This window comes from Serinibacter arcticus (assembly GCF_003121705.1).
Taxonomy (GTDB): domain Bacteria; phylum Actinomycetota; class Actinomycetes; order Actinomycetales; family Beutenbergiaceae; genus Litorihabitans.
In genome coordinates this window covers 2,578,101-2,594,342 of record NZ_PYHR01000002.1, presented here as the reverse complement: position 1 = coordinate 2,594,342, position 16,242 = coordinate 2,578,101, and the positions used below count along the sequence as shown (strand labels likewise).

10 protein-coding genes are annotated in these 16,242 nt (G+C 72.8%); all 10 read right to left on the bottom strand.

Translation table 11 applies throughout. The annotated features are described in order from the left end of the window. Window positions 1-8: 8 nt before the first annotated feature. The 10 genes from C8046_RS11715 to C8046_RS11665 all read right to left on the bottom strand — a co-directional run bounded on the left by C8046_RS11715 (window position 9) and on the right by C8046_RS11665 (window position 16,037). The gene (locus C8046_RS11715) at window positions 9-1,193 is read right to left on the bottom strand and encodes a hypothetical protein (RefSeq protein WP_109229598.1); all 1,185 of its coding nucleotides are present in this window, start codon (window positions 1,191-1,193) and stop codon (window positions 9-11) included. Further along, on the bottom strand, window positions 1,190-2,113 hold the full coding sequence (locus C8046_RS11710) for a hypothetical protein (protein ID WP_109229597.1): 924 nt from the start codon (window positions 2,111-2,113) through the stop codon (window positions 1,190-1,192). The genes C8046_RS11715 and C8046_RS11710 overlap by 4 nt, the downstream gene beginning before the upstream one ends. A 2-nt stretch (window positions 2,114-2,115) precedes the next feature. After that, window positions 2,116-4,707 (bottom strand): hypothetical protein, encoded by a 2,592-nt coding sequence (locus C8046_RS11705; protein WP_109229596.1) that lies wholly within the window; start codon window positions 4,705-4,707, stop codon window positions 2,116-2,118. Then, entirely contained in the window at window positions 4,704-6,689 is a 1,986-nt protein-coding gene (locus tag C8046_RS11700; protein ID WP_109229595.1) for a hypothetical protein, read from the bottom strand. Before C8046_RS11700 ends, C8046_RS11705 begins: the two co-directional genes overlap by 4 nt. A gap of 63 nt (window positions 6,690-6,752) precedes the next feature. Next, on the bottom strand, window positions 6,753-8,120 hold the full coding sequence (locus C8046_RS11695) for a hypothetical protein (RefSeq protein WP_146197140.1): 1,368 nt from the start codon (window positions 8,118-8,120) through the stop codon (window positions 6,753-6,755). Between the two features lie 80 nt (window positions 8,121-8,200). Then, window positions 8,201-8,929, bottom strand: coding sequence for a hypothetical protein (locus C8046_RS11690; RefSeq protein WP_146197139.1), 729 nt, complete (start codon window positions 8,927-8,929; stop codon window positions 8,201-8,203). Between the two features lie 475 nt (window positions 8,930-9,404). After that, complete coding sequence (locus tag C8046_RS11680) at window positions 9,405-12,422, bottom strand: tubulin-like doman-containing protein (protein ID WP_109229591.1); 3,018 nt, start codon at window positions 12,420-12,422, stop codon at window positions 9,405-9,407. Beyond that, window positions 12,350-12,922 carry a tubulin-like doman-containing protein gene (locus C8046_RS19780; protein WP_268921393.1) on the bottom strand — a complete coding sequence of 191 codons (573 nt, stop codon included), beginning with the start codon at window positions 12,920-12,922 and terminating at the stop codon, window positions 12,350-12,352. The genes C8046_RS11680 and C8046_RS19780 overlap by 73 nt, the downstream gene beginning before the upstream one ends. 14 nt (window positions 12,923-12,936) lie before the next feature. Further along, window positions 12,937-15,609: a VWA domain-containing protein gene (locus tag C8046_RS11670; RefSeq protein ID WP_146197138.1), complete on the bottom strand. Its 2,673-nt coding sequence runs from the start codon at window positions 15,607-15,609 to the stop codon at window positions 12,937-12,939. Next, a complete protein-coding gene (locus C8046_RS11665) occupies window positions 15,606-16,037 on the bottom strand; it encodes a hypothetical protein (RefSeq protein ID WP_109229588.1) in 432 nt (143 codons plus the stop codon). The genes C8046_RS11670 and C8046_RS11665 overlap by 4 nt, the downstream gene beginning before the upstream one ends. Window positions 16,038-16,242: the final 205 nt, after the last annotated feature.

The window sequence follows — 16,242 nt, the reverse complement described above, 5'->3', positions numbered from 1 at the left end:
CGTCCCGCTCAGGCCCAGGCCTTCTCCAGGATCCAGGTGACCGGGTCGAGCACTCGGAAGGGCGTGATGCCGCGCGGGTTGGGCCGCGCTGCCTCCGGGGCGGCGCCCATCGCCGAGACGGCGAACAGCCGGTACTCCGGCGCGCCGCCGGGGGCGTTCTGGAGGGCGCCGAGCAGCTTCGTCTCCCCGAGCAGCCCCAGGACTCCCGCGATCTCCTGACCGATCAGGTCCGCCCCCTGCATGTTCCAGGTGAGGCCCTTGCCGGACACGGAGGCGATCCCCTCCGGCGGGACGTCCCAGGACATCGCCGAGCCGGGGTTCGTCATGATCCGGCGCCACGTGGTGTCCTCGACCTCGGCGAGGCGGTGCATGACGTCGAACTTGGACAGGGTCAGCGCGTAGCGCGGCCGCTCCCCGGGAGGCGTGGCGGACACCGCACCCAGCACGTTGAGCAGCACGTTGACCGGCGGAACGGCCGCCCCCGCGAGTCCGGTGGTCGGCACGATGCCGTGCAGCTTGTCGCGGACCTCGGGGACCGCGAAAGGATCGACGAGGTGGACGATCCCGTCGGCCCGCCCGAGGAACGTCAACCACTCCGGGCGTGACACCGCGGCCTGCTCCAGGTCCTCGCCCGCGACGTCGCGGATGGCGACGAAGCGCTCCCTGCCCGCGATGACACCGAGGGAGTAGATCAGCGGGGCGTGCACCCCGTCCCTCGGACCCATCGGCCTCGTGGCCGGGATGAGGTGGCGCTCCTTGAACAGCTGGTGCTCGTAGTACTCGTACTGGCGCTGGGTGTACTCGTTCTGCGCCTGCAGCATCCCGCCGAGCGAGATCGCCAGTCGCGTGAGCTCCTTGACCAGGACGGCGATGTAGACGGACTTGCCGGTCGACCGCGGGCCGGCGAGGGCGATGCACGCGGTCGAGCCCTCGAGCCAGCGATCGGGGAAGGCGAAGTTGCAGGTCTGGCATGCCGGTCGAGCGGGGCCCTTGCAGCGGGGGCACTCCGGCCGCTCACCCGCCCGCTTCCTGTCCTGCGGAGGCGACCACCGCAGGCCCGGCGGAAGGTACACGTCGTAACCGAGCACCTTCGAGGAGCCCGGGTTGTGCACTCGGGTGCAGGCGCGTGCGCACTGGTACGCGCCGAGCCCGGGCTGGCTGTCGTGGAAGCACTGCGGGCACTTGGCGGTCATCGGACCTCTCCTCGGGCGGACTGGTCGGCGAGCAGGGCGAGGACGGCGTCGCGACGGCGATCGGTGCCCTCCGGGCCCGCGGGCGTGGGCGGAAGGTGGTGGACTCCCGGCCGGGAGTCGAGCGCATCGGCGAGCGTCAGGACACGACCACCGGTGTCGGCCTCCCACCCGGCCGGGGGAAGGTCCGTGATGACCCACGACGTCGGGTCGGCCGTCAGCGCCTGCTCGAGGCTGGAGCTCCCGACGAGGGCGGAGGTGGCCACGGCCGAGGCGAGGCGATCGGGCAGGTCGACACCGGGCTCGGCGGCGACGGCCGAGATCTCGCGTCCTGCGAGCACCCAGGTCACGTCGACGTCGGCGGACGCCAGAACCCCCTGCACCATCGCGGCCGCGGTGGCGAGCCGGCCGTCGCGGGCGTAGACGCCCATCGAGGCGGAGGCGTCGACCACGACGCGCGTCGGTCGGACGAACGGAAGCCCGGACGAGCGGGCCACGCCGCGCGCGTGGTCCGCCACCGACCCCAGAGCGGCATCCGCCCGGGGCAGGCTGATCCGCAGACCGCCGTCCGTCGTCGCGATGTCGACGAGAGCAGCCTCGCGCTGACCACCGACCTGCAGACGTTCCGCGACGACCTCGTCGCTGCGTCGACCGGGCGCCTCCACGCGGATGCTGATCGTCACCTCGGCCCCGGCCGGGAACCCGCTGCTGCTCGACGCGGACACCCGCACGCCCTGCTCCAGGTGCGCGAAGGCCACGACCAGCGGGAGGTGCCGGATCAGGCCGGCCGCCTCCCCGCCGTCGGTCGACCGGACCTCGACACGTGTGGTCGAGGCGAGGGACTGCGTCACCTGCAGCCGGATCTCCAGCGCACCGGCCGAGAGATCGGCCCCGGTCCCCGCCACCAGCTCGTGATACACCATCGTCAGCTCTTCTCCTCGTACTCCGAGCGTTGGCGGCCGAACAGGCCGCGAACCCCCTCGACCAGCTTCTGTCCGCCCTGCGCCAGCCGCGCGCCGCGCGGAGCCAGCTGCTGCAGCGCCTCGTCGACGGCAGCTCCTGCGATCCTGGGGCGAAACCTTGCCTGGACGCTCGCGATCAGGGCCGACAGGTCGTCCGCCTCCGCCAGCGTCCGGCGGGCGAGCACCTCGAGCATCGGCTGCTCGCCGTCGTCACCCTGAACCACGATCCCGATCCTCGGCGTCGGCGGGATGTGCCACAGCGCGCTGAGATAGGCGACCAGCACCGGGACGGCGCCGCACACCCTGACCAGCTCATCCTGGACGGCGATCGACGTCCGACTGTCGAGCACCTGCATCATCGCCCCGTCCGTCCCGATCTCGAGGGAGCGCCCGGCCCACCCGATCTCGGCCCAGCAGTGGACCGCCTGCAGGAGGGCAAGGAGCTGCTGGTCGGCGGCCGAGACGATCGTCGGTGCGCTGCGAAGGACGGTGGTGACGGTGGACACGAGCTCGACGCTCGGATCGCCCTGCAGCCAGAGGCGTTGACGTGACCTCAACCGGAGGAAGGCGGCGTCACGAACGACGCTCACCGTGCGGCCCTCGATGCCGCGACACAGCGTCTCGACCGTCGTGTCCCACGGTGCCGTCAGCAGGAACGTGACGTACGCCCTGTCCGTCAGCCAGTGCCGCCGGTACAGGGAGCGCCGCATCAGGATCGACGCTGCCACCGGTGCGTCCAGCTCGCCGAAGCGGTCGAGCACCGCGGCGCGGGCACCCCCACGCTCGCGGTCCAGCACGGCGGCCTCGAAGGCGTGCGCGAGCTCGACGCTGCGGGGCGGGAACGTCGGCGATGCCCGAACCAGCCGCTCGGCCACCAGCTGATCCTCGAGATCCGGGGTGGCCAGGACGTCACGGAGATCGGGCAGCAACCACGTGGTCACCCGCTCGTCGAGCCGCTCGCCGAGTGGGCATGCGCTCACGGCGGCGTCGGCCTGCACGAGCTCGACAGCGAGCGTCGCCAGCGTGCGGCGGAGCACGACCGGGGCGGGGGCGTCGTGCAGAAGATCCCAGGCCGGCGACGAGACATCGACGGCGATGAGCGGCCTCACGATGTCGGCAAGGAGCTCCAGGGCCGCGTGGTCCTCGACCGTCGCCGGCGCCTGAGGTCGAACCGCCCCCACCTCGGCGAGCAGGGCGACGGCATTCAGCACCGCCAGCTGGGGAACGGCGCCGGCATCGGCCCGACTCCTGTCGGCGAGCCCCTCGAGCAGCTCACGCCCGTCCGGGACCTCAAGAGGACCGTCCGGGGCAGGGACCACGGAACGGTTCAGCCACGACGGCTCGACCAGGGCGCGTCGGACATAGGCCAGAGCGACCGACGGGCGGAAGGCGTTCGTGGGGGCCAGCTGGGCGTAGAGCGCCCAGAGCTGCTCGGCGTCACGGTTGGACACGAGCACATCCAGGGCCTGACGCCCGACCTCGGCCAGCTCTGCCGGGACGGCCGGCGGGGCGTGCATCACGAGGAGTCGAGCAGCCCCCGCGGCAGCATCGGCGTAGCGCTCCGGATCGCGCAGCAGCGACGCCGCCAGGGCCCAGCGCGGCTCGACCGCAGGGGCGAGCGTCTGGTCGACCCAGTCCATCGCCGCGCCGGCGAGGTCCGGGTCCACGAGGAGCTCCAGGGCGAGCGCCGACATCTCCGTCGCCACGACCCGCCGGGCACCCACCTGGTGGTCCTCACCACCGAGACCGAGCACCACGGGTGCGGCGGTGTCCACCAGCACGACGTCGGCGGGCACCTCGTCGAGGTTCAGCGAGGAGCGGACCACACACCCCAGAAGGATCGCGTCGTCGCGCAGCACCTGGATCAGCGGCCCGGCGCCCTGGGACGCGTCGGCGGGGATCGAGAACGTCACGCGCTGCGCGCTCGCGAGCGGCAGGAGGTGCGTCACCGCGGCCACCCACCAGGCGGCGTCGTCGGCGTCGTCCACGGCCAGCAGCACGAGCTCACCGGTCTCGAGTGCACGCACGACGACGTCCACCACCACGAGGAGGGTCTCGAGGGCGTCGGCGCGACCACCGGCGAGTCCGTCGAGGACGGCCTCGCGGCTGAGGCCGGCCTGCGCCGTCGGCAGGAGCGCCGACCCGAGGGAGGCCGCCGCGACCTGGTCGCTGCCGAACGGCGTCATCCAGTCGGACGACCGCCAGAGCTCGACGGGACGATGGCGCAGGGGTCCCGAGGCGAACGCCACGTGCATCACCTGGTTGGAGCCGCGTCCCGTGGCGTCGGAGCCCGCTGGAGCGACGTGCCACCACGCGACGCCGTCGAGGGCGGCCCGGTAGTCGAGCGCTCGCGGGCCCGCCGCCACCTGCTCCGGGGTGGCGAACTGCGGCAGCGGTTCGTCGTCGAGGCCGCCGGCCACCGGCCGGTACCGGGCGAGCTCGTCGAGCTCGCCCTCCTCGAGGTCGCCGCGCGAGGACGTGACCTTGAATCCCCCGCCTCGGGCTCCTTCGGCGTCCGCCGAGGTGTAGAGGAGGGCAGCAGTCCGAGTCGTCATGCGAGACGGAGCTGGCTGGCCGGTGGATCGAGCAGAGCCAGGGGCGGGTGGTTGGGAGGCGTGCTAGCGAACAGACGGAACCAGCCCGTGCGCTTCCCGATCTCGCCGACCCAGGCTGTCGGCTGGTCGTCCCGCCGGATCGGTGCTCGCGTCTCCAACATCGGCTGCGGTGCTGCGCCGTCCTCGACCGCGAGACGGACCGGGATGCTCGATCCGTTCGGCCCGCTGTCGTGGTCGAACAGCGGAAGACGGTCGGGGTTGTGCACCAGGAGGAAGCGCGCCGGCGGCAGCACCTCGTCCTCGGTCCAGACCGTCACGGTGACCGATCCCGGCTTCCACACGGCGGCGCGACGAAGCGCGAGCCGGTAGTGAGCGACGGCGAGGCCGGGGTACTGCAGACGGACGACCGTGCTGGGGAACTGTTGGCCGGCGTCGTGAGCAACGCCCCAGAGGTAGACCTGGCACCCGCGCGGCGCGAGGCGCTGCGGGAACGTGAAGCCGCCCTGCTCGGCGTACTGCGCCGCGCTGACCTCGTAGGCCGCGCCGGCGGCCGGGTTCGGAGGGATGCCCCCGACCGGGCCCTGCGTGAAGCTCACCGACGCCGCCCCCGGAGGCCACTCGAACCGGACCACCTGACGCGAGACGCGCTCGGTCAGCTCGGCTCCGGTGGGAGGGAGGGAGTTCACCAGCGAGCGGGAGCGCCCGACCCGCAGCATGCCGTTGAGGCTCACGGTCGGGGTGAAGTAGAGACGAGTGCTCCCGGGACGCCAGTCGACGCCCCGCATCTCCGTCAGGCCACTCTCGGTCGGCCCGAACGGATAGGCCTGGACCGCGTCCGGGGACAGGCCCATCTGGGTCAGGAGCTCGGGGCGGTCCTCCCACTCCCCGTCCAGGGCACGGGCGTCGGGCTCCCTGTCCGTCATGTACAGACGGACCTCGCCGTTGCCGGGCGTGGACCACGAGAGATCGACCACCCGCACGCCGGTCTCCAGGTCGCGGAACCGTGCTCCCAGGTCGTCGATCGCGCGCAGCTGCGCCGGGACCTCGATCGTGAGCTCCTCCGGCTCGGAGCGCAGCAGGTTGCCGTGCTGATCCCGCGCGACGGCGACGAGCCGGTAGACGTACGTCCGGCCGGGTTCGACCTCACGGTCGACGAAGCCCCGCAGGAGGGTGTCGGAGTCCTGGATCCGGTACTGCAGGTCCGTGCCGGCGTAGGGCGCCTCGTGCGGAAGCATCCGGTAGAGCCGGACCTCCTCCACGCCCTCCGGAGCGGTCCACTTCGCGATCACCGCACCGTGCGAGGTCTGCTTCAGCTCGACGGCCACCTGCGCGACGGCCGTGGCTCGCGCGACCTGACGCGGGCTCGACTCCAGCGCCTCCTCGAGGGTGCGGCCCTCGTAGGCCCACACCGTGTAGAAGCGGACCGCGCGAAGGAACGGGGCCTGGTCCACCACCGTCGGCGTCCGCGTCACGGCAACGGGATCGGCGCGATCCGGGTGGTACGGCGGACCGGCGTGCGAGGACACGATGCGGTACCTCACGACGTCGTGCTCCGACCTGTCCCGCCAGGCGAGCTTGAGCAAGCCCTCGGCCTGCAGCACCTCGGCCTCGGGGAGGTCCGTCGCGAGCGTTCGGGGGAAGTACGTGCCGAACGAGTACTCCTCGGCCGCCTCCGCAGCCGCGGCAGGGCGCTCCGAGAACGCCGCGGCCGCAGGAGGCGGGGGAACCGCTGGGGTCGAGGGTGTACTCGGCTGCGGCTCGGGCGCGGCGTCGCCGGCCTCCGTCGTCTCCGAGAAGGGGCGGAGCACCGAGGCGAGCTCGGCGGCGAACTGCTTGGCCGGGCCGGGCAGCTTCGTCTCGATCTCGGCGGGCGAGTAGGTCTTCGCGCGAGCCAGCAGTCGCAGCTGGGAGGCCTTCAGACTGACACCGACCCGGTTGCGGTTCTCCTCCAGCCACGTGAGGAGGGCGTTCTCTGCGGTCATGAGTTTCTCTCCGGGTCGAGGTCGAGCATCGTGCGCGCGGCGGCCGTCCAGCCGACGGTCCGCTCAGTAGGTCCAGTCATCGATGTCCACCTCCGGCTGCGTCGCGGCGCGTCCGGAGGGGGTGTCGGTCGTCGAGGCGTCGGCACCCGGCTCGGGTGCGGTCCGCGGCTCGGCGACCGTGGTCGCCGTCGCCCCGCGCTGGAGCAGGTCCCAGCTGTTGAAGCCCTCCGACAGCTCGCTGACGGTGACCCACGAGCTGAGGCCGATGGACGCCCGTGTGACGATCGGCGCCTGGGGCACGGGGGCCACTCCGACGCGGGCGCCGGGCACCAGCACCGCGTGGGGGAAGGGCCGGGCGCTCTGCGGCCCGGCCAGGGCCCCGAGGAAGGCGTCCAGCGACTCCTCCCGTCCGTGGTCGCGGACGGTCTCCACGAGGGTGCTACGCGCACCGGTGGGGTTGTCGCGCAGCTCGTCGCGCACCTCCTGCCAGACCACCTCGGCGGGTGCCTCTCCCACACCGCGCTCGAGGACCACCCGCGTCCAGGCGGGCAGGAACGCCAGACCGGAGGCCGTGTACATCGCGTCCGGAACCTCGCGGAGGTGCTGGGCCTCGGGTCCGAGACGACGCACGCCGTCCTCCTGCACCGCCTCGAGCGGACGGGTCAGCCAGCCCTGCTGCAGGTGCCGGCGGCGGAGGTCGACGCTCACGTAGCCGAGTCCCGACGGCGAACCCGCGGCAGCACCGCGCCGCACCGAGCGCGGCAGTCCCTCGAGCGAGTGGTCGGCGGCCTCGTCCGTCGCGTCCGCACCGCCGAACGGGCGGGCGAGCACCTCACCGAGGATGGCGGACCACGACTGGAACTGCCGGTAGGCGGAGACGAGCTGCCGGTGGTGGGAGATCGCGAAGCCCAGGTCGGCCCGCGTGAGCTCGAGCTCGGACTGCGCCGTCTCCATCGAGTTCAACGCGCGGAACAACGCGGCCTGGCCGTGCGTGAACACCACGAGCATCGCCGCCACGGTGGCCACGAGCAGGAGCACGACGGCGACCCAGGCCTCCCAGGCGCCGTCGGCGAGGCGGTTGACCAGGTAGTAGCCCAGCCCCGTCAGGAGGACACCGACGACCCCGGTCAGCAGCACCCGGCGGCCGAGGGCGCGCTGGTGACGGACCTCGTCCACACCGACGGCTGCCGACCCCGACAGCCGCTTGAGCACCGCCAGCAGGCGGGCGATCTCGTCAGTGACCTCGCTGAGTCGCTGGGCGAGCGGGTTCGCGAACGCGGTCGAGAACGAGGACGAGCGGCGGGGGTACCAGCTCTCGAGCCGCTCGCGCACCCGTGCGGCGTCCGTCGCTACGTCGGTCGTCTCGAGCTGCTGGAGCTCGGACCTCAGGCGCTTGGCGGCGAGCACGTCCGCCGCCGGGATGGAGCTCACGCCGAGCCGCGCCTCGACCGGGCCGCTCGACACCTGAAAGCGGTCGGTCGGGTCAGGCACGATCGCGGACGGGTCGGAGATCACGGCGAGGCCGCCCCGACCGTCACGGGCGGGAGGGCCGGATCGCGACGTCCCGCATCGCCGAGCGTGAGGGCGCCGTTGACGACGTCCTTCCACAGCTCGCCGAGCGGACTCGGCGCGGGCTGCTGCGTGAGGTGGCCGCTCGAGGTGAGTGCGGAGGAGAGGTCGCCGACCGCGTCGGCAACCTCGTGCCACTGGGCCGGGCGACCGTCCGGCAACCGGCCGGCGACCACGACGTCGTACGCAGAGCCGGAGCCGTAGACGACGTCGTGGACGGCCGCGGCCGCGGAGGACGCCACCGCGGCCTTGGCCTTGGCGAGCCAGGCGCCGGGGGCGTTGCGGAGGCTGGCGAGGACGAACGAGGCGAACAGCCGGACCGCGAGCCGCCACGATCGCGGCTCCGGTCTGGCGACCCCTCGGGGTGAGCGCTCGCCGTCCAGCACCCGGCGGTGCCGGGCCCAGATGCGGTCGGCCATCTCGCCCGAGGCGGCGCGCGGGTTGGGCACGTCCTGCGCCGGCTGGCCGCCGATCATCGGGGCGTGGAGGCGCCCCGGCGCGGGCAGGACGGCCACCTTGAGCTGTCGCTCGAGGTCGGCACCGTCCAGGAATCGCGTGAACGAACGGAAGAAGCGCACCTGCGGACCCGGCGACGGCTGCTCGTCGTCGAGGGGAGCCCGGTCCTGACCCACCCACAGGCCCAGGAGTGCCGCGAGCCGGGGCGCGAGCACGCGCCCGATCTCGGCGGGGGACGGCTCCGCCCGAGCAGCACCTGTCCCGCCCCGGGCGCGTCCGAGTCCTCGGGCGCGAGCAGCACGTTGTGCCACCCGCCCAGCACGGCGTCCCGGACGTCACCGTCGACACCCTCGCTTCCCGTCAGGAGGACGCGGTAGCGGCGCCCGGCTCCGAGCGGAAGCAACCGTTCGACCGTGTTGATCTCTGCCGACCCGGGCGACCGAGAACCCGTCGTGAGCGCGGTGATCGCCGCGAAGCGCACCTCCTGGCCGAGACCGTCGGCGACGACGTCCACGAGTCGCGCCGTCGTGACCGTGCCGGCCGAGACGACGAGACACCGCGTGTCCGGACCGACGCTCGTCAGCGGAACCCAGATGAAGTCCTCGAGCAGACCGGCCGCCGAGTAGTCCACGAGCACGTCCCGCAGACCCTCCGACGCCCCGCTGCCTCCGAGCAGGACCGCCTGGACGCTCACAGGCCCGGGATCTCGAGCGGAGCGGAGCCTCGGGTCTCGGACTTCTGGTCGGGAGTGGCGGCCGGGGCACTCGACCTGAGCTCGTCCTCGACCTGGTCCAGGAGGTTCAGGAGCACGCCCGTGGCCCAGTAGTGGTCCGCCGCCAGGTCGCGGATGAACGGCAGGGTCATGACGTCCTCCCGGGTGGCCACGGACGAGTAACGGCCCCCGCCCGGGGCACCCTGCTGACCCGTCCGCATGAAGTGCGTCCCGAACGCGTCGCGCACCTCGGACAGCCACGTGCGAGCGGCGTCGATCCGCGCGATCGGGTCCGCACCCGTGACGGCCGGACGGCCGTCGGGCACGTCGGCTCCCCTCGCCCACTCGACCAACGCCCGCCCGGCGGCGATCGGTGTCGGGCTCGCGAACTGCTCGGAGTCGTCCCACCACCGCCGCAGGGCGCGGTAGGGCTCGATGGGCGCGGTGGAGACGCTCTGCGAGGCCGTGGCATAGGCGAGCAGGACCGACTCCAGCAGCGCGGCGAGCCAGCCGTTGGCCCCGAAGTTGGCCGCGCGCGGCGGCGTGAGCAGGGGGTGGGGGAACTCGAGCCAGCCACGGCTCGCCGAGCCGGCAGGCTGGTAGATCCGCACCGGCACGTTCGGCACCTCGTGGAAGCGGGACTCCCGCTCCGGGATCTGCAGCGCGCCGCAGATCCGGGCGACGAGGTAGCCGCCGACGAGCGCGCGACGCTCGGACTCGGTGACGGGGAGCGCGGCGGGAAGCGGCCGGCTGCGGCGCCACTGCCACCAGTCGTGTCGGCCCTCGGCCGCCGTGGTGTTCCAGTCCGCCACCAGCGGCTCCCAGAGCGAGTCGTAGCAGACCGGGGCGTAGTGGTGCCCGAAGCTCCCGAAGATGCTGACGGAGCGGAAGACCGCGTCCGTCGGCTCCATCGCCCGAGCGAGCAGCGCCACCGAGGTGCGGTCGACCTGGCCACCCTGCAGCAGTCCGGCCAGATCCTTCTCCAGCACCCCGGCGAGGGGGATCGGCGAGAACTTGTAGCGGAAGCTCATCTCCTGCCCGGGGTGGAACAGCTTGACCAGGGCCGGGTCAGCGCCGACCAGGGGGCGCGCCAGCTTGAGCGCGCGGTCGAAGCAGTCGAGAACCTGCCGGGCGCGGTCCGCCCTCTCGGCGTCGCGGACCGTGGCATCAGTCACGTAGGCCCCGAGCCCCTGCTCGACGAACTGGGCGAAGGACTCGTTGGGACGGGAGACGAAGTCGCGAGCGCGGCCCACGACGTCGGCCGGCGAGGCCGCCAGCGCGAACGCAGCGGCGGTGGGAACGAGCGGGTTGCCGTCCGGGTCCACCTTGAACGCGGGCGAGACCCAGTCGCGCGTCGTTCCGATGACGCCGCCCGGCAGCGGACGCGAGGCCGTGGTGGACCAGGCTCCGCGCAGCAACGAGGTGACCACCGCGCTGCTGACGTCGGTGTACGTCCCCTGCGCGACGTTGGAGGCCGCGAGGTCGGCCCGGAACTGCGGGTCGTAGGTCTCCGTGCTCGTCACCAGGACCTCGGTGACCGCCCGGGCGAACCGCTTCGGCGGCTCCGCGCCCTCGACGGGCCAGGCGGCGTAGTCGCTGGTCGCGACCTGCGCCACCCCGACCGCGCCGGCCGGCGTGCTGCGCGCCTTGACGATGGTCTCGAGCTGGTTGGCGAGAGCCTTGTCGAGGGGCTCGACGATGCCCGCCTGATAGTCGGTGAGCACCTCGAGCGCCCGGGCGGCAGCGCGTCCGCGCACCGACTTCACGACGTTCTGGACGAGCTTCTCCCTGACGTCGTCCGTCAGCGCCGCGGTGTTGCTGATAACACCGACCGAGGGGATGGCCGAGGCAGCCTCCCGGGTCGGGTCGATCGTCGCGAGTCCCGTCACCGGCTGGACCGCCGTGACGAGGCGCGAGCTGTGCGCCGCGATCTCGGCGAGGAGGCGGCGCGCGTACCTGATGCCGAGGCGAGCCACGGCGTCGTCGACGACGGCGACCGTGGCTGCCGCCAGCTCCTTCTGCCACTGCCAGATCCGGGCGTCAGCGCGGTCCTTCGCGCCGGCGTCGAGCTCCGGGCGGATGCGGGCGAGCGTGGACTGCACGGCCTGCTGGAGCTCTCCCGCCGAGCTCGACCCCGACGGGAGCCGCCCGTCGGTGGCCGAGCGCACGACGACCTGGGCGCCCGCGCGAAGCTCGGCGGCCGGGAGCAGCGTCGAGTCGAACCACGCCATCACGTCGCGCTGCGCGAGCGCGCCCGAGTCGTCGCCCGGCGGGAGACCCGCGGCCTCGAACACCGACGAGCGCTGGTGCTCGACCAGTCCGGCGAGCACCTCCGAGTCGGGCTTGCTCTCCGAGGGCCGGCGGTGGCCGACGTCGAGGCGGTCGACGGCGGAGCGGGCGAGACGCTGGGCCGCGTACTCGGCGTACCGGTCACGGCCCATGCTGACGCTGGCGTAGCCGAAGCCCATCCAGGTGGCGTACTTCGAGGTCGGCAGGTCCCATCCGAACGTCTGCCAGTCCAGGACCGCCGGGTTCGGATTCGGGAGGTCGAACTGCACGAACTCGTCGAACGCCTTCCCGCTCGTCACCAGAGCTCCGAGTCCGCGGCCGAGAGCGCGGTAGACGGTCGACTGCGAACCGTCGCCGAGCTTGGCCCCCGATCCCCCGATCGTGGCCCCGACGGGGAAGACCCGGGCGAACGTCCGGGACACCTGGGTGGAGGGAGCCGTCTGACCGGTCAGTGCCTCGATCATCGCGTTGTCGTGGGGCGTCGCGGAGCCGTTCTGGGCCGCGACGAGCTCGCCCATCATGGCGAGCGAGTTGGGTCGGACGCCGACGCGCTGGCTCTTGGGGAGACCGTCGAACACGTCGGCACCGCACATGAACACCCCGACCATGTCCGGGTCGTACCCGGGAAGGAAGGTCAGGAGTCGGCAGACGTCCAGCGCCATCGAGGCACCGGCGCCGCCGGCCATCGAGGCGACCACGAGCACCACCGGGGAACTTCGGGCTGGTAGTCACCGGTTCCCAGCGCACGGGCGGCTCCCTGCATCGCGCCCGAAACCTCGGGCTGGGAGAGCCGCTGCCAGACCTCCCGGAGCCTGTCGAGGACGTGCGGTGCGCTGCTGAGCGTGATCATCCGACCGACCGACCGGTACTGGCCCGCGCCGAGGGTCACCACGACCGGGACGTTGTCGACGTCGAGCGGGGTCCAGGACTCGAGCTCCTCGAGGTGACCCTTGCCCGCGAGCAGGTTCGACACCTTCGCGTCGACGTCGCCGTAGTTGCCCTGTGCCGGCCCGGTGGGCACGTAGGTGCCGCCGTAGCCCGCGACGGTTCCGATCCCGGTGGTCGCCGAGTCGGTCGCGACCGGGACGTCGACGTGGACGAACTCCCAGCCGGCCGGCAGCTCGTCGACCCCGACGGCCGCCAGCTCCGCTCGGAGGTGATCCATCATGTACGTGAGCGTTGCGCCGCCAGATCCGCCGCATCCCACCACGAGCACTCGCTTCACAGCCCTGCCACCCCTCTAGTTCCAGTCGTCATAACCATGCGCACCACCGCTCGCGGGGGTGCCTCCGTCCGTTCCGTCGCCGTCTCGCGACCGCGTGTGCCCGACGGCGGAGCCCCGGGGCTCCCGTCGGCTGCGCCGGCCGCCCTGGACCGCAGGGCCTCGGCCGCGCGAGGTGCCCGCTCCTGCAGGTCCTGCAGCAGCCGGGCGCGAACGTCCTCCGACGCGTCGGCCCCGACCAGGACGATCACGTCGGCGTCCGTCGTCGTCGCCCGCGCGGGATCGATCAGCAGGATCCACGTGTTGTGCACCGCCAGGGGCAGAACGATCCGCTTCCCGGGCGAGGGGTGGCTGGACGTGACACCGATGAGGCCAGGTGCCTCCACGGTGACGTCCGGAGCGCCGAACGGCGACCAGCCCGTCCGGGGCCGCAGCCGGACGCCGGCGGCCTCGACCACCCGGGCGCCGCTGCGCGGGACGAGCTCGACGAGCTCGCGCGACCCGAAGGCGAGTGCCGCGCCGTCGCGACGCACACCAGACTCGTCGACCGTCACGCGGTAGCGCTGGGCGTGCAGTCCTCGACGCGGGATACGGGCGCCGCGCGCCTTCAGCACCCACAGCAGCGCCAGCGGGATCGCCGGGCCCAGCGCCAGCGCGGCGAGGAACACGGCCAGGGTGAGTGGCCGGTTGAGCGGGCGGCGCATGTCGCCGGAGAAGGTGACCTCCGTGGCGACCGCCCGGTCGGGCTCGCCGACCGGCGCCGCCATGACGACGACGGCGCCGTTCACGGATCCGTTCCCCGCCTCGGCCGTGGTCAGGCTAAGGGGCAGTCCCGCCTCGCCGTCGGCCTCGAGACAGGTCTCCGGCGAGACGTGCTCCGACCCGACGGCCACCTCCCCGACCGTGGACGGCGATCCGACCACCGCGGTCGACGCCGGGTCCAGCCACACGCAGCCGGCGCCTGTGATCGGCACCGTCCGGGTCGCGTCCATGGGTCCCTCGGCGGTGCCGAAGCTCAGGGTGGTCGCCACCACCGGGATGTCGACCGGGGGCGCGAGATACAGGGGCACGTCCACGCGGACCGGGGTCAGGTCGGTCCCGGGTGCGACCGAGCCGTCGGGGAGGGTGGCGTCAGCCGTCCGAACCTGGAGGTCCAGTCGCACGGTCGCCCGCCCCGGGGACACCGCGGTCAGATCGAGATCGAGCGGCTGTCCGAGCTGGTCGGGGCTCGCGTTCTCGAGCACGACGGTCTCGCTGCCGTCGGGTGCCACGAGCCTGGCCGTCACCGAGGTTGGGCCGAGAAGTCCGGCCGGGTCGACCGGGGTGCCGTCGGCCGTCGCCAGGCCGACGGTGGTCCCGGCGAGGACCTCGCCCACGTGGACCACGGCGTCGGACGGCGCCGTCCACGTCGGCCGCAGGTCCGAGGCCACCCGGATCTGCGCACGCGAGAGCTGGTCGGCGCTCGTCCCGGTCGGGTCGACGAAGATCAGACCCCACTGCCCGGTCCAGCCCTCGGCAGATCGAAGCATCTCCACGGCGACCGTGCGATCGGCCACCCATTCCGACGTCGACGCGGCTCCGGCGATGGGCTGGCTCGTCGCCTCCCGCGGAAGCATGACGGGGTCGCCGCCGGGCGGCTGAAGGTAGACCTCCACGCCGTCGATCCCAGACGCCGCGAGGATGTCGACGCTGGTGATCGAGTCGTCAAGGACGAACGTGTGGCGAAGCTCCGCGCAGACCTGCCCCTGGCAGATGCCGGCCTCGCTCGAGAGCGGGCTCTCCCCCGGCGCAGCGAAGCGGTCGAAGGCGAAGATCAGGTCGTCGATGTTCGACGCCAGGAAGAACTCCCCCGGCGTCGGGGACGTGACCGCTCCGCAGGCGACGCCACCCGCCGAGACGCCGGTCGCCAGCCCCGACATCAGGTCGAACGGCTCGGCAGACCCGTCGGGCGAGAGCCCGACGGCGAAGAGCTTGACCTCCGACGATCGGAGCTGGTCGGCCACCCCGCCCGGCCGACAGAGGTCGACGGCTGCGGCGTCGGACGCCTCCTGCAGTCCGTCGGCCGTTCCCAGATCGATCCCGGCGGCGTACGGAGGGGCTCCGTCGCCCCGGCGCTCCCTGCCCGGCTCGATCTCGAACGCGCCGTCGGAGAACCAGACGACGGCCTGGCAGCGATCGCCTCCGCCGAGGGCCGAGGTGCGGTCCGCCATCACGGCGCGAGCGCCTTCGAGGGCCGTCCAGTAGTCGGTGTCGCGCCCGGTGTTGCTCTCGGACAGAGAGGCGACGGCGGTGCTCACCCGCTCGGTACCCGCCGGGTCGAGGGGGGTCCAGTCGTGGATGAGATCGAGGCTGCTGGAGAACTCGGCGACGGCGGCGTCGATCGTGAATCCAGCCTTGGCGGCGGTGGCGGCCATCCGCTCCACGAGGTAGGTGGCGGCCGACACGCGGTCGTTCTCAGGATCCGTCTCGGCGAGGCTGCCGGACGCGTCGACGAGCACGAGCACATCGCCCGCTCCGGCGCTTCCCAGGCAGGCGCCGAAGTCGCCGAGCGCCCCACCCTCGGTGGGCTCGGCGGAGGCGGTCGCCGGCGTCATGGCCACGAACGCGCCCGCGACCAGGGTCCCGAGGGCAAGGGTCGTCGTCGCGCCTCGCAGGCGCTGCCAGCGGGTCACCACGTCCGACCGGCCCAGTCGGCGATGCGCCAGGCCGCGCACGCGATGCCCAGCAGGGCGACGACGACGGTCGCCCGGTACAGCAGCGGGACCCAGGTGGGCGCCACGTAGAGAGGGGCTGACCGCAGCCGGGTGTCCCGTGAGGTGAACTGGGACAGGAGGGCGAATGCCGTCGGACCCGCCACGACCCACGTCGCCACCGCGATCACGATGGATTGACCGAGGGCGAGAGCGAGGGCGCCACCCAGCAGTCCCGACGCGAGCGCGAGCCAGAGCCACAGGACGGGCGGTCGAGCCGCCGCGAGGGTGGGACGGGCGGCGGCCTGAGGGTCACCCGACCAGCCGGGATCGGGAGATGAGGACGCGCTCGACGGCGTCGACGAGGCCCCCGCGCTCCAGTCGCTCCAGTCGTCGAAGCCGTGCGCCACCCCAACCCCTTTCGTGACGCCAACGGGTCCTGCCCTAGCACATCACAGATAGTAGAAAACCGATCCCTTACCGAGTCTCAACGAGAACGTAGCAAGGGGGTACGACATGGACCCGATCGAGGGCCGCCCACCGGGGACGATCGAGTCTCACCCATACGTAGAGGTTTCGCACGGGGAACGGGACACCCCCGCCTCAGGACCGAGG